General features: G+C 44.7%; 22 protein-coding genes. 14 read left to right on the top strand and 8 right to left on the bottom strand.

Annotated features, from left to right (window positions below; translation table 11 throughout):
• Position 1 precedes the first annotated feature (1 nt).
• Together FKV70_RS08430 and FKV70_RS26080 are read left to right on the top strand one after the other, a co-directional pair.
• Positions 2-1,396 (top strand): hypothetical protein, encoded by a 1,395-nt coding sequence (locus tag FKV70_RS08430; RefSeq protein ID WP_142612531.1) that lies wholly within the window; start codon positions 2-4, stop codon positions 1,394-1,396.
• 27 nt (positions 1,397-1,423) lie between these two features.
• On the top strand, positions 1,424-1,570 hold the full coding sequence (locus FKV70_RS26080; protein ID WP_167669718.1) for a hypothetical protein: 147 nt from the start codon (positions 1,424-1,426) through the stop codon (positions 1,568-1,570).
• Positions 1,571-1,681: 111 nt separating this feature from the next.
• Here the strand turns inward: FKV70_RS26080 and FKV70_RS08425 are convergent, their stop codons facing one another.
• Together FKV70_RS08425 and FKV70_RS08420 are read right to left on the bottom strand one after the other, a co-directional pair.
• On the bottom strand, positions 1,682-1,978 hold the full coding sequence (locus tag FKV70_RS08425; protein ID WP_244310688.1) for a hypothetical protein: 297 nt from the start codon (positions 1,976-1,978) through the stop codon (positions 1,682-1,684).
• Positions 1,979-2,340: 362 nt separating this feature from the next.
• Entirely contained in the window at positions 2,341-2,691 is a 351-nt protein-coding gene (locus tag FKV70_RS08420) for a hypothetical protein (RefSeq protein WP_064797686.1), read from the bottom strand.
• Between the two features lie 80 nt (positions 2,692-2,771).
• Here FKV70_RS08420 and FKV70_RS08415 point away from each other — a divergent pair, with 80 nt between their 5' ends.
• From FKV70_RS08415 to FKV70_RS08365, 11 genes are all read left to right on the top strand, one after another.
• The gene (locus tag FKV70_RS08415) at positions 2,772-4,232 is read left to right on the top strand and encodes a lipase family protein (RefSeq protein ID WP_142612530.1); all 1,461 of its coding nucleotides are present in this window, start codon (positions 2,772-2,774) and stop codon (positions 4,230-4,232) included.
• A gap of 38 nt (positions 4,233-4,270) precedes the next feature.
• Positions 4,271-4,567, top strand: coding sequence for a WXG100 family type VII secretion target (locus tag FKV70_RS08410; protein ID WP_063207044.1), 297 nt, complete (start codon positions 4,271-4,273; stop codon positions 4,565-4,567).
• A gap of 508 nt (positions 4,568-5,075) precedes the next feature.
• Positions 5,076-5,420: a hypothetical protein gene (locus FKV70_RS08405; RefSeq protein WP_013373571.1), complete on the top strand. Its 345-nt coding sequence runs from the start codon at positions 5,076-5,078 to the stop codon at positions 5,418-5,420.
• Between the two features lie 174 nt (positions 5,421-5,594).
• Positions 5,595-6,668 (top strand): ABC transporter substrate-binding protein, encoded by a 1,074-nt coding sequence (locus FKV70_RS08400; RefSeq protein ID WP_063207041.1) that lies wholly within the window; start codon positions 5,595-5,597, stop codon positions 6,666-6,668.
• A complete protein-coding gene (locus FKV70_RS08395) occupies positions 6,668-7,597 on the top strand; it encodes a nucleoside hydrolase (RefSeq protein ID WP_142612529.1) in 930 nt (309 codons plus the stop codon). Before FKV70_RS08400 ends, FKV70_RS08395 begins: the two co-directional genes overlap by 1 nt.
• 27 nt (positions 7,598-7,624) lie before the next feature.
• Positions 7,625-8,446, top strand: coding sequence for an ABC transporter permease (locus tag FKV70_RS08390; RefSeq protein WP_142612528.1), 822 nt, complete (start codon positions 7,625-7,627; stop codon positions 8,444-8,446).
• A gap of 6 nt (positions 8,447-8,452) precedes the next feature.
• Complete coding sequence (locus FKV70_RS08385) at positions 8,453-9,241, top strand: ABC transporter permease (protein WP_013312456.1); 789 nt, start codon at positions 8,453-8,455, stop codon at positions 9,239-9,241.
• 16 nt (positions 9,242-9,257) lie between these two features.
• Positions 9,258-10,316, top strand: coding sequence for an ABC transporter ATP-binding protein (locus FKV70_RS08380; protein WP_064797690.1), 1,059 nt, complete (start codon positions 9,258-9,260; stop codon positions 10,314-10,316).
• A 28-nt stretch (positions 10,317-10,344) separates the two neighbouring features.
• Positions 10,345-12,072 (top strand): adenine deaminase C-terminal domain-containing protein, encoded by a 1,728-nt coding sequence (locus FKV70_RS08375; protein WP_142612527.1) that lies wholly within the window; start codon positions 10,345-10,347, stop codon positions 12,070-12,072.
• 309 nt (positions 12,073-12,381) lie between these two features.
• Positions 12,382-12,858 (top strand): Dps family protein, encoded by a 477-nt coding sequence (locus tag FKV70_RS08370; protein WP_064797692.1) that lies wholly within the window; start codon positions 12,382-12,384, stop codon positions 12,856-12,858.
• A gap of 149 nt (positions 12,859-13,007) precedes the next feature.
• The gene (locus tag FKV70_RS08365) at positions 13,008-14,171 is read left to right on the top strand and encodes a nitric oxide synthase oxygenase (RefSeq protein ID WP_142612526.1); all 1,164 of its coding nucleotides are present in this window, start codon (positions 13,008-13,010) and stop codon (positions 14,169-14,171) included.
• Between the two features lie 24 nt (positions 14,172-14,195).
• On the opposite strand, the gene FKV70_RS26075 is transcribed toward FKV70_RS08365, so the two are convergent.
• Positions 14,196-14,357, bottom strand: a complete 162-nt coding sequence (locus tag FKV70_RS26075) for a hypothetical protein (protein WP_167669717.1) — start codon at positions 14,355-14,357, stop codon at positions 14,196-14,198.
• 121 nt (positions 14,358-14,478) lie between these two features.
• Here FKV70_RS26075 and FKV70_RS08360 point away from each other — a divergent pair, with 121 nt between their 5' ends.
• On the top strand, positions 14,479-14,937 hold the full coding sequence (locus tag FKV70_RS08360) for a hypothetical protein (RefSeq protein WP_063213748.1): 459 nt from the start codon (positions 14,479-14,481) through the stop codon (positions 14,935-14,937).
• Between the two features lie 66 nt (positions 14,938-15,003).
• On the opposite strand, the gene FKV70_RS08355 is transcribed toward FKV70_RS08360, so the two are convergent.
• The 5 genes from FKV70_RS08355 to FKV70_RS08335 all read right to left on the bottom strand — a co-directional run bounded on the left by FKV70_RS08355 (position 15,004) and on the right by FKV70_RS08335 (position 18,185).
• Entirely contained in the window at positions 15,004-15,441 is a 438-nt protein-coding gene (locus FKV70_RS08355) for an AbrB/MazE/SpoVT family DNA-binding domain-containing protein (protein ID WP_063213749.1), read from the bottom strand.
• A gap of 186 nt (positions 15,442-15,627) precedes the next feature.
• Positions 15,628-16,347 carry a 3-ketoacyl-ACP reductase gene (locus tag FKV70_RS08350; protein WP_063213750.1) on the bottom strand — a complete coding sequence of 240 codons (720 nt, stop codon included), beginning with the start codon at positions 16,345-16,347 and terminating at the stop codon, positions 15,628-15,630.
• A gap of 117 nt (positions 16,348-16,464) precedes the next feature.
• On the bottom strand, positions 16,465-17,304 hold the full coding sequence (locus tag FKV70_RS08345) for a DUF4097 family beta strand repeat-containing protein (protein ID WP_142612525.1): 840 nt from the start codon (positions 17,302-17,304) through the stop codon (positions 16,465-16,467).
• A gap of 4 nt (positions 17,305-17,308) precedes the next feature.
• Entirely contained in the window at positions 17,309-17,863 is a 555-nt protein-coding gene (locus FKV70_RS08340; RefSeq protein ID WP_142612524.1) for a DUF1700 domain-containing protein, read from the bottom strand.
• The gene (locus FKV70_RS08335) at positions 17,856-18,185 is read right to left on the bottom strand and encodes a PadR family transcriptional regulator (protein ID WP_142612523.1); all 330 of its coding nucleotides are present in this window, start codon (positions 18,183-18,185) and stop codon (positions 17,856-17,858) included. The genes FKV70_RS08340 and FKV70_RS08335 overlap by 8 nt, the downstream gene beginning before the upstream one ends.
• Between the last annotated feature and the right edge of the window lie 230 nt (positions 18,186-18,415).

The following is an 18,415-nucleotide window of genomic DNA, read 5'->3' as shown; positions in this document are numbered from 1 at the left end:
CATGGGATATCCAATCATCAAGTATAATGTAACAGTTTTATCTCTTAAAAATCCGAAAGTTAAAGTTGTACAGAAAATGAATGAGCATGTGAAGGTCATTTTGACAGGTGTGTTAACGGGTGCTCAAATGGAAGAATATACAGATCATATGGAAGCAGGGGCGAAGTTAGTTGTTTCTTATATGAATGACGATCATAACCAGAGTGTGCTATTTCGAGGGCCAGTCACGCAGTTCAGAATCAAGATGGTATCCAATGTAGCTCATTTGGTTGTCGAAGCTCTATCTTATACAAGCCAGATGGATGAAATACCGCATAGACAATCTTTTCAAAATGTAAAGATGAAGCTGCAAGCATTGCTTGAACACGTGCTCAAATCCTATCCCAAAGCCAATTGTACGAGCCGCTTGAAGGATCAACTTTTACAGGAATTTACGATGCAATTTGATGAGACGGACTGGTTGTTTCTGAAACGTATAGCGTCTCGGCTCGGTTGGGGACTAATACCTGATCCGGTTGGTGAAAAACCTCAGTTTTATTTTGGATTACCGGATGGTGTCAATCAGGGTGAGCTTAGGCAGTATAACTACTCCATGACCAGAAAAACCAAACCAGGAGCCAGCAAGGATGACAACCTTTTATATTATAAAGTACAAACGACAGGGGCTAGAGATGTCCTGCTGCAAATTGGGGCGGAGGTTAAATTTAAAGGGAAAGCATTATACGTGCTGCAATCGGTTGCGTTTATACGCCATAGCGCCTTGTGGCATGAATATGTACTGACTACATTGGATGGAATGAAGCAGGATTTGATGGTAAATGAAAGTATTCGTGGCATCTCGTTAAAATCGAAGGTTATTGGAATCGAGCAGGACCACGTGAAGGTTTTCTTTTACGAAATGGATAAGGTCAAGTCGAACGTCAAGGAAACCTATGCTTTCCCAACGGCTACATTTTATACATCGGAAGGGAATACAGGATGGTACTGCATGCCGGAGCTATTTGACTTTGTAGACATATACTTTCCGACCGCTAAAGAAAAGGACGCCATTGTAACTCACTCGATCCGCAAGAGATCCAAAGGGGGCGACTTTATTCAGGACCCGTCCACGAAGATCTTTATGACCAAGTACCGCAAAGCTATTATTTTTGAGAAAAATGAAATTTTAATCACGGGGAACGACGATGAAGTGGTCATTCGACTGTTGGATGACCACGGCATCGAATTGCGGAGTAAAAAGGACATCCGTGTTAAGGCTGATGGGAATTTGGTATTCAATGCGGGGAACACAATTCAAGTCACAGCAAAAGATGCCATCGGGTTAAAATGTAAAACAAGTTTAGTCGAGATGGACGGTAACATTAAAATGACTGGAGAAAAGATAAAGACGCAGTAAATAAAACCACCAAGAGAAGGGGAAAGCATGGCTAAAGTAGTTACAGGAGCAATTGTAAATGAGAAAGCGCCGACCCAGGAAGATATAGTCCAAGAATGGAAACGTAAAATAAGCAAAGGCGAATATCCCTTTATTTATGTAAATCAGCCTCTAGCTCAAAGTGAAAAACGTTAATAAGTCAGGCAACGAGTGAATAAGGCTCCTTAGGAGCCTTATTCACAATTGTGATTCAATAATCTGAATTTTTTCTAGGGTTCCGACTGTCAATGAACCACTCCGGTCCAGTCACGTAGAGCACCTTTTTTTCTTATAGTCGTAATTTATTGAGATTATCTGGTCTTCATGCCCTTTTATGTAGCCACGAAGATAAACGGTAGAGTTAACATAGCCGCCAATAAAATCGTAATTTTTGTATATAAACTCGGCATTATAATACTTCTTAATATATTCTTTTCCAATAGGTATACCAGATTGGACGTACTCTTCTTTTTGTACATCCTCTGTATATTGCATGTAATAAAAGATTCCTACAAGGATTGAAACTACTATAAAGATGCTTTCCCAAACCTTTCTCTTCTTCAAGTTGAATTCTTCTCCTTAGTATCTCCTTACTATAAACTCAGAACATTATTGCTTTTTATTATGTTAACAGTAGGATAGCTCATTTATTTAATACAAGGATCAGCTCGGTACAACGTCTAAAAATTGTGTTCATATATGCAAATTTCTTCTAACATACAGTTACAAAGTCCTAATCGTTATTAGGTATGAACCGCGACCAGAAATGCAGTAACCAACGACTTTATACTTATTTTTACTTTTAACTATACCCCAAGTAAATGGGAGGTATTATAATGATTTTACTTCCTTAGATTGGAAAAATGTATTCCCTTATAGAGATTGATGACAGACGCTTTTTTGTGAAAATACTTTAATTTCCATAATTAAGGAGTGTTCTTTTCGGGATTCCGGCTATCAATGAACCAACCGGGGCCACTCACATCTATGATTTCCTTTTTTTTATAGTCATAGGTGATGGAGACTGTTTGACCCTCATGCCCCTTTATATATCCATAAAGGAAAACCGTAGAATTAACATAAGGGCCATTGAATTCATAATCTTTCAAAATGAAGTCTGCGCTATAGTATTGTTTAATATATTCTTTCCCAAGAGGCAGGGCGATAGTTTGGACAAGTTCTTTTTTTTCTGCATTTGATGTGTACTGTATGTAATAGAAAACTCCTACAAGGATGGAAACTAGAATAAGGGTATAAACCCCGATTTTCTTTTTCATATTATCTTTCTCCTTTTTTGGTAGTAATAACTTTTTATAACTTTATAATATATAGGTCAATTAAACAAGGTGGGGAAAAGATGCAATATATCACAGATGAGACTTATTGGCACATAGCAGAAAGAGTATATTTGCGAAGTAATGATGTAAAGGCTTATGAGAGTGAAAGCATACCTGGTTGGAAAGCTGTTAAGTTGGACGATAAACTATTACATGACACTAACGGTTCTGGATTCGATGCGACTGTGTTCCATAACGAAAAAACCAATCAGGTAATCATCGGTTATAGAGGGACAGAACCTCCAGATCGACCCAAGTGGAGCGTGGCGATGGACTGGGGGACGGACATCAGCGATGTCGTCGGAGGACGCGCAAAAACGTTGGAAGAAGCCCATCATTATTATGAAAATAATAAGGCAGAAGTGGCTAAACTCCCACCACAAGTACAAAGTGCATTTCTTCAATATGAGGAAAAGTACCAGAATAATCAATTCACACAAGCCCAAAATCTATATGATGCCGTAAAAAAGGAATACCCCTCTGCTGAAATATCTACCACAGGCCATTCTCTGGGAGGAGCGGAGGCAGAATATGTGGCGGTACGGAACGGGCTGTCTTCGGTCAGTTATAATGCACCAAGCATTGTCCATCTTTTATCGGATGATCTTCAAAAGAAGGTGGAAAACGGCGATTTTCAAAAGACGAATGTTGCCTATGTCAATCCGAAGGATACCATCGGTTCAGGGGTTAAAGATGCAAAACCACATGTGGGTACAACCTACTTTATAAATAATGATTATAAGACGGCTAATGAAGCCAAAATCACAATTCCTGTTTCGTTGCCGATCGAAAGAGAAAATAAGTGGGCCAACTTTTTTTTGGGACCCAAATGGACTCCCATTGTTTATGTCCCAATTACGTTGCCTATGATGCAGCAAGATGCAATTACCAAGTTCTATAATTCGGTATTGGGTGAAGCGACGCATAGCATGGATCATTTCACATTTGATGAAAACGGCAGTATCAGCAATCCGCTGTACACCATGGACGGACAGTTGGTAGAAGGTAATCCGCGGGTGGAGGCGTACGAGCAGATGCTGGCTGCGCAGGCAGAGCTCAAGCAAGTCATGGGCGATCTGGTTGAACGCTACGGTGGACAATGGGGTGCCCTTGGACAGTTTGCTGCTCATGGGCTAGGTGTGAATTTGATGGGAGCAGGCCAACAAAATGGCCGCGTTCATGGTGGGGCTTATTTTGTGGGCAACAAAAATGGGGGCACAATTCAATTAACACCCGAGGAGCTAAAGCATGCAGCTAATCAGATGCGTTCTAGCTTGCATGGATTTTCTAGTGATACCCGAGCGTCCATTCAGTTATTTCAGGCTCATATCGGAACAAGTGAGAGTCAGTCTTTGACCCCGCTTGCGCATAGTGCAACGGTGACACTGGATCGAATTAATCGCTGGTATCAGGAATCGATTACAGAAATAGCCGAGTATATTGATCGCAAGGGCCAGGAATTTACGATGGCCGATCAATAATAAGAGCAGCTGGAAGAACACAACGGGAGGCGAAAGAGATGAGCAGAATATCTTTGAGCCTGGGGGATCTGCGGAGGGCTGTACAGCAGTGCGAGCAGCTAAAGCAAAGACTTCAGCATCAGGAGCAGCAGATGAAAAACATATATGGTCGTCTGCAAGACTGGCGAGGTGAATCGGCTGCTGAATTAACACGTAAAATGGAGGCGTTTCTCCAAGGGACAACTGTACGCCTGCAGGAATTGGACGATCATAAAGAGCAGTTAAAGCGTTATATTCGCAAAATGGAAGAAGCTGATCGGCGTGAGGAGAGACGCAAGCGGGCAGCACAATGGTGACAGGCATATATCATAGCTAACATTATGCTGCTGTGGTCAGCTACATAACTTAAATGAACCGTACAACCGCTAGGAGAGTTCTGCGGGGTACGGTTTAATGTGTTTACATTAAACCTACATATTATAGTAGAAAAAATTTATAGTAGAGAAAATTATCTCCCCCGAAATGGCAATGATAGCATCCTTTGGGGCTACAGGTTGAGGTTGCTGATATTTTGGAGCATTGTTGTACGGTCTACAGTTAATGTAAGTTTGATCTGATCAATGGTAATAGTGATTTGTTTCCTTTCGTTGTTATCGGCTCTTTGGTAGGATGGATCTAAACCGAGATTTTTGAGATCAGTGAGTATAAAAATGCCGCAAAGCTACAAACTTCGACATATTGTTCGTTTTTTCGCGACATATGTTATTGAATTAGGGATTTTTGTTTGCTATTTATCATATATTTATGTATAATCTATCGTGTTAAAAGATTGATTGTACGTAATATGCTGATGAGGGTGGGTTCATGACGCTGCTCGACAGTAATGAAAGCAAAAAGCGGATGTGCCAGATTTACAATGAAGTTTCAAAGGAACTGTTCGGCTTCGGGACCACGCTGTTGCGGGCCACCGTTGAGAACAACATTGTTACCTTTGTAGCGAAGCACCGGCGTTCTCCACGCTCGGCGGCATTGGAAGTGGAAGCCCCCGGCTTGAAGCTGGAAGTGGATTTCCGAATGTCCATGCTGTATAAGAAGAGACTTCGCGAGAAGCTGATTGAGGATATGGAGCTCGATATAGAAGCTTTACTGCGCGACTATGATTCAGCAACGCAGTGGGCCATTACGAACATCATACTGAAAGAATCCTAATAAAATTGGATATTCGGCTTTTCGCTTCGGATCTATCTGAGGGGAGAACCTGTTATAACGCACAGCGGGATCAACTTATTCTTTGTTTACGAAGAAAAGTATTCTTGTTTTACAAGAGTACTTTTCTTTTTTGTGTTATAAGGTGTGCAGAATAAAAAATAGGGGGAGTTTCATATGAAAAAGTGGTTTAAAGGATTTATGGCTGTGACCTTGGCATCTGTGGTACTGGCAGGTTGCGGCAGCAATGCTACTGGTGGCCAGACAGCTGGTAAAGATGGCTCAGCTGATGGAAAAAAGAAACTAGTTATTTCCACATGGGGCTTCTCCGAGGACTTCTTTAATAAAGAAGTGTACGAGCCATTTGAAAAGGCACATAACGTTGATATTGTTGTAGAAATCGGAAATAATGCCGAACGGTTGAACAAAATCAGCCAAGGCAGCACTGACGTCGATCTGATTTATCTGTCTGATTATTATGCCCAACAGGGAATTCAACAAGGGTTATTTGAGAAATTGGATCGCAGTAAGGTGCCGAACCTGAACCAAATTTACGATATTGCCAAAGCACCGCTGGGTGAGGAATATGGCCCTGCTTATACAGTCGGACGCCTCGGTATTGCCTATAATCCGGAGCTGGTGAAAAAGAACGTGACCTCCTGGGCCGACCTGTGGGGTCCTGAATTCAAAGGAAATGTGACTCTGCCGAATATTACGGCAACTGCTGGACCGATGATGGTAGATGCGGCTTCCAAAGTAGCGGGTAGCAAGGAATTTAATGAAGACCAAGCCTTCGGAAAACTGAAAGAGCTGAGCCCGAATATCGTTAAGTTTTATAGTAAAACGTCCGAATTCGTGAACATGTTTAGTCAGCAGGAAATTGCAGGCGGTCCGATTATGGAAATGTATTTCAAAGATTTGCAGGCTGCCGTGCCAGGGGCGAAATTCGTAGCTCCTAGTGAGGGTGCTTATGCAGTTATGAACACGATTAATGTAGTGAAAGGCTCCGACCAGAAGGAGCTGGCTGAGGAATTTATCAACTGGCAGCTGAGCAAGGAAGTTCAAGAAAAATCCGCCAAGGCAAAAGTTGATTCTCCGGTGAACACGCAGGTAGTACTATCCGGTGCGGATACTCAAGGAATTACGTACGGTACAGATGTAGTGAACAAGCTGACCAAGCTGGATATGAAATTCGTCAATGATCATATCAAGGCATGGACAGATCGCTGGAACCGGGAAGTTACACAATAATGAAAAAGATCATATTAGATGTAGATACAGGCATTGATGATGCGTTGGGTATTTTACTTGCGGCCAAAAGTGGTCAGCTGGATATTCAGGCGATTACTACGGTATGCGGTAATGTTTCACTTAAACAAGCAACATTGAATACTTGCAAAATCCTCAACTTGCTGGATAGACCGGATATCCCGGTCTATCCAGGGGCAGAGGCTCCATTAATACGTAAAGGATTGCACGAGCACCGTGTTCATGGAGAAGACGGTATTGGAGGCGCATTGAGTGGAGTAATCCCAGCCATCTCTGCATCCGAGGGTTTTGCACCGGATATCATCATTGATACCGTGATGGCTCATCCCGGAGAAGTGACGCTCATTTGCACCGGGCCGCTCACCAATCTGGCGTTGGCGCTGCTGAAGCGTCCTGATCTGACGGATCACGTCCATGAAGTTATTTTTATGGGCGGTGTTATTCACGGGTGCGGCAATATTACACCTGTAGCGGAGTACAACATGTATGCTGATCCTGAAGCCGCACGGATCGTATTTCACGCGGGATTTGGCCGATTGATACAGGTCGGTCTGGATGTAACACGCAAGGCGCTGCTGACTGCCGATCATGTTGCTCGTCTGACTCGCCCAGAGATTCGCGATTATGTAGCTGAAAGCACGGCTATTTATACCAAGCGTTATGAAGAACGCAACGGGGTAAAAGCGTGTGCGCTTCATGATCCGCTTGCTGTTGGGGTCGCGCTGAATTCGAGATTAGTAGATACCTCGCTGTTATATGTCGATGTGGAAACCTCCAGTCGCATATGTGACGGACAAACGGTAGGCGATGTGCAGAACCGCCTCAATCATAGTCCCAATATGAATGTGTGCGAACAGGTGGACAGTGAAGCTTTTCTGGAGCTGTTTATCCAGGTGCTGAACAAGGAATAACATTTTGATAACCGCAAGGAGCTACCCATGAAGAAAACATACTTGTATTGGCTGCTGCTGCCAGGTCTGCTCTTTCTGGCGGTGTTCATGGTCATTCCGATTGTGTTGACGATCGGTTCGACTTTCGTACAGGACAGCTCATTCACCTTAGAAGGCTATCTCCATTTCTTCAAGGACCCTTATTTTTTGAAAATATTGCTGACTACGCTGGAGGTCAGTGTCGTAACGACCCTCGTATGCGTATTGCTCGGTTTTCCGACAGCTTATTATATTTCACAAAAGGCCCCGCGTCGTAAAGGGATTTTGCTCGCGCTGGCTATCTTCCCCTTATTGACGAGTCCTGTAGTCCGGTCATTCAGCTGGATGGTCATTTTGGGTCGCAAGGGGTTATTAAACAACGTGTTAATCAGCTTAGGACTCGTGGATGAGCCGCTGAATATTTTGTACACTCCGGCAGCGATGATTATTGGTCTGGTTCATTTGTTTTTACCGCTGATGATTATTTCACTGATTGGTGTGCTTGAAAATATCGACGGTGATCTTGTCCATGCTGCTCAGAGTCTTGGAGCCTCCAAATTCAGCGCATTCCGTAAAATTGTATTCCCGCTGTCTGTTCCAGGTCTGATCATTGGAAGCATTCTTGTTTTCGTGGGCAGCCTGACAGCTTATACGACCCCAGCATTGCTGGGAGGAAAACAGCGGGTTATCGCCACATTTTTGTATCAAAATGCAATGACGCTTAACGATTGGTTTTTAGCTTCTGTTATCGCAACAATTATGATTGCTATTACATTTATCGTGGTCGGTCTCTTAAATAAGGCGGCCCATAAACTCAATCCGAAGGGGTAGGTGGATATGCGGGAGAAACATTATGGACTAGGCTTCTTTAGCCTGCTGGTCTTCATCTTTCTGCTCGGTCCGCTGTTGATCATATCGGTCACTTCTTTCGAGCCGGGCACGGTATTAAAATTTCCTCCGCAGGGCTTTTCCTTGCGCTGGTATGAAAATATTTTTGAAGTGGATTTGTTTATGTCCACCTTCAAAACGTCGATTGTCGTCTCTCTGCTGGGCAATATCTTGGCGCTGCTTATCGGTATGCCAGCCGCTTATGCGCTTAGTCGGTTTTCGTTTCGTGGAAAGGATGCACTGAATGCCTTGTTCCTTTCCCCGTTGCTTATACCAGGTATTGTGCTTGGTTTTACACTGCTGCGCTATCTGATTATTGTGTATCATTTGCCAGTATACGCTGGACTTTTGATCGGACATACGGTGATTATGTTGCCGTTCATTATAAGGGTCATTGCATCCAGCTTGTCTAACTTTGATTTTGCGATTGAGGAAGCAGCGCTTAGTCTGGGAGCTGGACGGTTGGAAACCTTTTTCAAGGTAGTTCTACCCAACATCCGCTCAGGTATTATTGCGGCTATCCTGATTGCCTTTCTGGAATCATTCAACAATGTCGACATTTCCGTCTTCATGACAGGACCGGGCTTCAGCACCCTGCCTATTCAAATGCTGACTTACGTCGAAAATTATTTTGATCCGACGATTGCAGCGATTTCGGTTATGCTGATGATTTTAACGGGTATCCTGATGTTCTTGATCGAACGACTGATGGGACTGTCTTACTTCACTAAAAGGTAATGGAGGCTTCAACCTTATGGCACTGCTTACTCTGGATCGCGTTTCGGTCGCTTATGACAACCAACTGATCTTGCAGGATTTCGATTTGCAGCTCGAACGAGGACAATTGCTCTCGTTGCTCGGACCGAGTGGTTGTGGCAAAACGACTACGCTTCGTCTTATTGCAGGATTTCTCGAAGCTAAACAGGGAACATTTTTGTTTGGTGATAAAGATTATACCCGGGTTCCAGTGAACAAACGGAACTTCGGTTTTGTATTTCAAAGTTATGCCCTTTTCCCGCATTTGTCGGTTTTTGATAATGTTGCTTTTGGTTTGCGGTTACGTAAAGTAAAAGAAGATGATGTAAAACGACGTGTTATGACTATGCTGGATACGGTTAGCCTGGGGGGATTCGAAAAGCGTTTCCCCGGCGAATTATCTGGCGGGCAGCGTCAACGTGTCGCGATTGCGCGAGCGCTTGTAATTGAGCCTGATCTGCTGTTGTTTGATGAACCTTTGAGTAACCTGGATGCTAACCTGCGTGTGAATATGCGTGTAGAAATCCGCCGTATTCAACAGGAATTGGGCATCACCACCGTGTATGTATCGCACGACCAAGAGGAGTGTTTTTCGATTTCTGACCAGGTTGCGATTATGAATAAGGGGAACATCGAGCAATTAGATGCTCCATCGACCATTTTTAAATATCCGGCGACCGAATTTGTTGCCCGTTTTATCGGGTTTAATAATTTTCTAAACTTTGACGAGCGTACGGAAGAAGGAGAACGTATTCGACTGAATACAGGCGACCTTTCGTTCAGTGTAGTGCGTAATCAGGGCACAGTCCAAGCGGGTGCTCGTCAAGGGGCTATTCGCCCGGATGATTTGGTCATTCGAACAGAAGGCAACGAGACAGGGGAAAATGAGCTTCCCGGTATTATTAAGGTAAGTACTTACCTGGGGCGTAGCTATCAGTATGTGGTAGAGACGGCGAAGGGGAACTTTACGGCTAATCAGGAAATGGATACGCCTTACTTGAGTGGTCAACGGGTTACCTTGCATTTTCCGGCAGATAAAATGGTGCTGGTCCAATAATCAGCGGGTTCGATGAAGGAGATACATCATGCGTGCAGACAAAATGATTTTACAAGTTAAGGTGTACAATAGTTACTACAAGACGTTCGAGGAAGGCAATGTGGCTATACTTGACGGCAAGTTTATGTATATCGGTCAGCGTGGTCTGGAATCTTTTGAGGCTGCTGAAATTGTCGAAGGGCACGGGAAATATATGATTCCCGGCCTGATCGACATCCATTTGCATATCGAAAGCACAATGGTGACCCCAGCAACCTTTTCCTATGGGCTCATTCGCAATGGGGTCACGACCATTGTACCGGAACCGCATGAAATGGCGAATGTGTTCGGATTGGAAGGCATTCAGGAAATGATGGAGGCCAGCAAGGACTGCGTGGCTGATATGTTTTACGGGATTCCTAGCTCTGTTCCGGCAACGCCTTTGGAAACCTCAGGGGGCGAGATTGATATCCCTGAGATCGATGCTTTGTTGCAGACGGGTGAGATGATCTGCCTGGGTGAAATTATGAACTATGTGGATGTCATTCGTGATCCGGAAAGCAAGACGAACCGCATCTTACGTCATGTTCGTGAGCACTACCCGGAACTTATTATTGAAGGCCATACGCCGCAGTTGCTTGATCTGGATCTGCATCAGTTGATCTATGCAGGAATAGGCTCAGACCATACCCACCAGAGTATTGAAGGTATGAAGGCAAGGATGGCCGCCGGGATGTTTATTGAAATCCAGGAAAAATCCATGACTCCTGAGGTAATGGACTATCTCATTCAGGAGAACGTGGCACAACATTTTTGCTTCGTAACGGATGATGTAATGCCGGATTCCTTCGTAGAGCGAGGGCATCTGAACCATATTGTAAGTAAAGCGATCGGAATGGGTATGAAGCCTGAGGATGCGATTTATGCAGCTACATTTACTCCTGCCGCACGGATGCGCATGCATGACCGCGGGACAATCGCGCCAGGGAAAATAGCCGACTTTGTACTGTTATCGGATCTGGAGCAGTTTGAGGTAGAGCAGGTCTATAAGGATGGTCATAAGGTATTTGATAAATTTGAGGAGTACCATCAGGCACAGGTAAAATGCCGTTTCCCCGAACACTTTTATCAAAGTGTAAAGCTTAATCCGCTTACAGAGCAGGATTTTACTGTGAAGCTGGATGTAGCTGATGGCACACATTCATGCCGAATTATGATGGTTAAGGATGGATCAACTTTTACAAGCGAACGAATTGCACCTGCTCAAGTAGAGCAGGGTGAACTGGTGTGGGAACATGGTGAATATGGACTCATCGCTACGTTTGAGCGGTATGGCAAGAACGGCAACCGTGCTTACGGTTTGATCGGGGGAGATACGATTAAACGCGGGGCGGTGGCTACCACCTATTCGCACGATAATCATAACCTGTTGGTCGTGGGACATAACAAGCAAGATATGATATTGGCCGCGAATACGGTTTTATCGAGCCAAGGGGGCTTTTGCGTAGTTGAAAATGGCAAGGTGCTGTCCCATTTACCGTTAACGGTGGGTGGAATTTTGACAGAGGGACCGCTGGAAATGGTGGCTGCCCATGTGAAGGAGCTGCGTTCAGCCTTGCTGTCGCTGGGATATCGTCATTACAATCCAATCATGTCGCTGAGTACTCATTCTTTGCCAGTTAGTCCGGCTTTAAAAATTACCGATCACGGTTTGATTGATGTAAACGCAGGCAAGGTTGTATCCTTGATTGTGAACCCTTCGGAAATACAAGAATAATAGTAGAGCCATCCCTCTGTGGGGTGGCTCTTTTTTGTCTTGGTTAGGCTATTGAGTTCAGCTCCGATTGGTATAGAGCATTGCCTGACAATCAATTCATGCAATCTTCATAATTTAACCATAATAAAGCCTTGCAAAACAGATAGATAGTGTTATAATTAAAACAGGATTTAGATTAAGTCTAAATTAATTGCTAAATATTTTTTAGTTCACGCATGGGATTTGGAAGAAAATCAGACACTACGGCTAGCGAGTATCCAAGCATCACTCCAACTATATTATGAATGATAACGAGAGGGGATTTTACACATGAGTACATTAAATCATACGAACGCACCTACACAAGAGGCTATTCAAGAACTGCACAAGGCTTTGAACCGTCACGTGGCTACCTGGTCTGTACTGTACACGAAGCTGCATTATTTTCACTGGTATGTGAAAGGACCTAATTTCTTCACACTGCATGCCAAATTCGAGGAGCTTTATAATGAAGCAACAGCTAATCTGGATACCATTGCTGAGCGTTTGTTGGCGATCGGTGGTCGCCCTGCTGCAACCTTGAAAGAGCATTTGCAACTGTCAGCTATTCAGGAGTCCGCAGGCGAGCAGACAGCTGATGATATGGTGAAGTCCGTTATAGCTGATTTTAAAACAATTACTGTTGAACTGGCGAATGGTATGGAAGCAGCAGAAGCGGCACAGGATAAAGCGACAGAGGATCTTCTGAATGGCTTGAGAGAAGAGGTCGATAAACATATCTGGATGCTTACCGCATATTTGGGATAAGCTTCTGGGGGCCATTTCCACGAATATGGAGATCAGGTGAACAAGATATACATCCCGTTGGTTCCAGCCTGCTACTGGAGTATAATGACGAAGAAGCATGGAAGACCACAGGCTCGTGAGCAAGCGGGCTACCGGGATGGGGTGTAGTTATGGAAGGGAAACAACAGCTTTTGCAAGAAGCAGAGCAGTTTATATATGCATGTTATGAGGAGCTGGGCCGAGGCCGCGATGATGCGGAGGCCCGGCTCCTTGATATTCGTCATGACATAGAGACTACTGGAACGTACGAGCATACTTACGAAGAGTTAAAGCACGGGGCACTTATGGCTTGGCGGAATAGTAATCGTTGTATCGGTCGCTTGTTTTGGGACAAGCTCTTAGTTAGGGATGCACGTGGAGCATCAGACGCGACGCAAATCGTTCACGAGCTATTGGAGCATATCCGTATAGGAACGAACGGCGGTAAAATTAAGCCTACGCTTACTGTATTTCACGCCTCCCAGCCGGGACAGCCGAATATTCGTATTTGGAACCATCAGCTTATTCGCTACGCTGGCTATGAAACGGATCAAGGGATCATCGGAGATCCAATCTCAGTCGATTTTACCAATGCTTGTAGGGGAATGGGGTGGCAAGGAGCGATGACTGCTTTCGATGTATTGCCACTGGTTGTCGAAGTGGGGGGGCAGCCTCCTGAGCTCTTTGATATTCCTGAGCATTTGGTGATGGAGGTGCCTATTGAGCATCCGGAACTCTCAAGTATAACCTCTCTGGGATTACGTTGGTATGCTGTGCCTATGATTTCGGATATGACGCTGGAGATTGGCGGTATCGTCTATACAGCAGCTCCATTTAACGGCTGGTATATGGAAACGGAAATCGGGGCCCGTAATTTTGCGGATCCCTTCCGATATAATATGCTGCCACAAGTGGCAAAACTGATGGGACTGGATACGACGAGTGAAACAACGCTATGGCGTGATCGGGCGCTGGTGGAGCTAAACATTGCTGTGCTGCATTCTTTTAAAAAGGCGGGGGTTAGCATTGTTGACCATCATACCGCAGCAGCACAATTCAAATTATTTGAGGAACGGGAAGCCGAGGCTGGTCGTGCGCTGACAGGTAATTGGACGTGGCTGATCCCACCATTATCCCCAGCAACCACGCATATTTTTCATAGTTCTTACGATAATCGGCTTGTGAAACCGAATTTCGGAGTTCAGGAAAAGCCATATATGACAAGACAGGCTAATACATCAATAGAAACAGCGCTGGCACAAAAGCCGCAAGGATGCCCTTTTCATTCTTCATAATCTAACGGGGGACTGATTGCTGGATCAGGACTCCGGTTTATCCCATACAACGATCAATAGGGTCGCGATTGGTCCTATCAGTAGTGAGAGCGCAAACCAGTTAATCCCGCTCCGATTTTTGGTCTGTGCCAAGCCGGCATTAATCAGGGCAAGCGTTCCCCAACCTATATAATAATCTTCTGGCATGGTATTCTCCTTTGTAAAAAGGTATAATATCGTACTGTGTATTGTATGAGCACACTCATAATTTCATAAGTTTTATCGTAAATATAACTTTATATATCTTGGTTTGAGGAGCGAAGCTAAGTTGGAGAGAAATCAGGCAGAGCGCATTGTCGCTGAGCTTTTGGAACGAGCTGCTATAGGCGTAACAGTCAAGCTGGAGAAACGTTTTCCTGGTGGACGACTGATTGGGGGCAAATATGCCATGCATGCTCACACCATTACCATGTATACGGATGTTATTGAAACACAATGCTTACAGATGTTCGGCAGCGCGGATCGTGTTGAGGAGTATTTTACGGTTGTGCTTGCGCATGAGATCGGGCACGCCGCCGATACTGAATTAGAGGGTCTCTCCGATGCGATGGAGCAAGAGAACAGCATCGGGACCCGGCAACGGCTAGCGCTGCAAATTGAGGAAAACGCATGGAACTATGCGCTTCGACTGGTGCCTGAAATAGAAGCGACGTTTATTTCTGCCGTAATAGACGAGTCACTGCTTGCCTATCGAGTCCCGGTTATGGAGCAGTCTGACATTGCATAATATGAATGATTCCAGAGCCGTCAGGCTCTTTTTTATTATTTAGAACAAATGAGATGGACGGAATATTTAAAGAAGTAGCTTTTTAAGCTGTGACACGCGCCCTTGAGACAATTCCAGCATTTCAGCTAAGTCTTTTTGGGATACATTAGGGTGCTCCTCCATGAGCTGCTTTAGTTTATTCAGGAGCTCATTCTGGTTTCTGTAGCTCCTTCTTTTCTTCGGCTGGGCAGGATGTTCTTCACTCAAATGGCTGGAAGGATTGTCGCTCTTCAGGTTTTCAATACAACTCTTGCAGATCAGATGATCTCTGAAATAGCTTAAATGATCAACGGCACCACAAAAGTAACAAGAAACCCCCGTATACTTGCGAATCATCAGTCCCTCTGGTGTAATAAAAAAATCAAGGGCATCTCCAATATTAATATTCATAGATGTGCGCAGTTCTTTGGGTAGCACAATGCGTCCCAAATGGTCTAATGGTCGTGTCATTCCTGTGTTCTTCATCATTTTTCCCCTTTCTTGGAATGCGCTTATGGTTGTAGGAAATGTATGTTATGTATGCTGGAAGTACAAAGCGCTTATATTACAGTTTGTTTTGGTATAGCTATGCTAAAACAAAGCTCCGGCATGACGAACAATTACGTCTGCCGGAGCTTGATACAGCCAATGGATCTAAGATGTCATGTCGAATTACTGTGGGTTGGTTGTCCAAATACCGGCTACTTTTAATTGAACTCGTGGGGGCAACTTCAATGCAGCTAAGGTCAGGTCGGCCAAATCCTGCGGCTGAAGCATGCGGTCCTCGTCACCAATAGGCAATCCCGCGTTTGCCGCCAACTCTGTATTGACCGTGCTTGGCGTCAGCGCGGTGACACGAATGTTGGATTTGCGAACTTCCTGCATCAGTGCTTCCGTGAAGCCCATCAAAGCAAACTTGGATGCGCAATAGGCCGAGCCTGTTGCAAACCCTCGTTCCCCTGCTGTGGAGGAAATGTTAATAATGTTTCCGCTCTGTTGAGCTAGCATGCTTGGAAGAGCAGCGTGTGTAACATAATAGGTTCCCATCAGGTTTACGCGAATAATACGTTCCCACTCTTCAGGGTCCATATCTGCGACTGTGCCGAAGGTAGCGATGCCTGCATTGTTGATCAAAATATCAACGGCACCCAGCTCGTGCTCCAGTGAAGCTACAGCGGCAGCGGCCTGTGCTCGATCCGATATATCTGCAACAGCACTCACCACTTTTACGCCGTATGTACTCCCCAGTGAATCCTGCAGCTTTTGCAGGTCGCTCAATGTGCGAGAGATTAACCCCAGATTAACGCCTTCCTTGGCCAAGGTTTCGGCAATTGCCTTACCAATTCCTTTGCTGGCTCCTGTAATAATGGCTGTCTTATTCTTAAGTTCCATCCAGTCTCCTCCTTATTAAATATAATGTAGTTGTGCATCTGAGCACATGGTTTCATTATACTAGGTTGAACCCCTCGAACCAAACTTTGACCCGATGAGGCATCGTGTAACCGCCCTCTATTTGGAAATATGAATATCGCCTGAAGTGGTTTCGACCTTGATTACGCTCACGGCGCCGGGGACAGATTCGGGCGTACTTATGCTTCCAGAGTCAGAGTGAACATTATAGACACCTTTAAAATCGGGAGCCTGCTTAATATTTACGTCACCGGAATCAGAATTCACTTCCAGGTTGGATGCGGTGCTTTGTGTAATATTAGAATGGCCTGAGGTTAGGGAAAGATGGCCGTTACCGCTATAGTCGCGGAGAGTGACATCTCCTGAAGTAAGCTTTAGCTCCATATCTGCTGTAAGCTGATTGGCTATAAAGTTGCCAGATGTTAGATTAGCGAGCAGATGGGAACTTCGGAGGTTTGTGATTTCGGCAGTACCTGAGGTAGCAGCGATAGAAGTATTCTTCACAGAGGCATCTTGGAGCTTTACATTTCCTGAATGTGCATCTATCTGAAGATCAGCTAGGGCTTCCCCAGAAGGCATCTCTACAGTTATCGTCTGATCCAAATCAGGAGTGATCGAAAAGAATGACAAGGAAGGGGCCGGCTCCGATTGAATGGTAAGCTTACCGTTCTCAATTTGGGCATTATGAATTTGGTCGGCGACTTTTGTCTGAACTTCTCCACTAATGCGTATTGTACCTTGGTCACCAGAGCCAGGAGTAAACAAAATAGAGACATCATCAGAACTGTCCACTTTCAGGTTTTGAAGCTGACCACGTGTAAACGTCCATTCTTTGTTAATCATCATGACTTGTTGACTCCATGGGGCACCGTAGGCCACCATGCCGGCTGCACCGATGACAATGCACAGACCTGCTGCAATAAACCACTTTTTATTCATGTTGTTAGTAAGCTCCCCTCAGGGTAATCTGATTCCATTTCCAGTATTGAACTGTGCCTTTTACCATAAGGAGCAGGAGATAACGTACTCCAGGCAACAGCAATAGCCCCATACCCGTTAACGTGATGGAGAAAAAGAATTTAGTCGGGTAAAAGGTGCTGTTAAGCACATAATCCGTGACGGCGAGAAGAGGGGCTGCAACGAAAGTGACCGCTACTATGGTCAATGAAGCCCATACTGCCCATAGGGTAGCCATCATTGGGATGGAGATCAACAAATTAAGAAACAGCAGCCCTAAGAACGTAAAAAGATTGCGTGCGAAGCTACCTTGGCGAAGTGGAGGAGAAACGTTCCAGTCTACATTGGTAACTTCTTTCAATGCTTCTTGGGCAATATCCTCTGGATTACCTAGCTGATGAGCAATCTCGGTTTCGCTTTGTCCATTGACCAAGCCGTAGTCAAAATGCTGGCTCAAATCACTAAGTAGTTCACGGCGTACCTCTGCAGGGAGAGGAGAAAGACGCTGCTCCACCTCTGTAAGAAACTGTTTTCTATTCATCGGAATGTCCTTCCTCCAGTAGGCTTGCGACATGATGGACAAAATCATTCCATTCCCGTATCAGCATTTTTGTATAATGGCTACCGGTATCGGTCAGCCGATAATATTTACGGGGGGGACCCTCGGTCGATTCCTGTAAATACGTTGTGCAGTATCCTTCGGATACCAGGCGGCGGAGCAGTGGATATAGGGCTCCTTCTGCTACTTCAATATGACGGGAGACGGCTTGAGCCAACTCGTAGCCATAGCGGTCTCTACGTCCAATTAGAACTAGAACGCATAGTTCCAGTACCCCTTTTTTGAATTGGATGTTCACATTCACGAGCGATGCTCCCTTCCTGATGTAATCATAATTCATAGGTGTCGATCGGAATAAGGGGAAGAAACGTGTGTTTGTGCTTAATTTGTCACGGGTACTAATTATAGAACAATAGACAGGTATAATTTAACATCATGTACTGATTAATGCAAGGTACTAAATTTTTAATAATAAAACTTCGAGTCCAAATGGGCTGATTTTCTTTCTTGAAGGCTTACATGGATAGCGAATCT

Source organism: Paenibacillus ottowii, from assembly GCF_006874425.1.
GTDB lineage: Bacteria > Bacillota > Bacilli > Paenibacillales > Paenibacillaceae > Paenibacillus > Paenibacillus ottowii.
The sequence above is the reverse complement of the archived record's forward strand: the minus strand, read 5'-3'. Positions and strand labels throughout refer to the sequence as shown.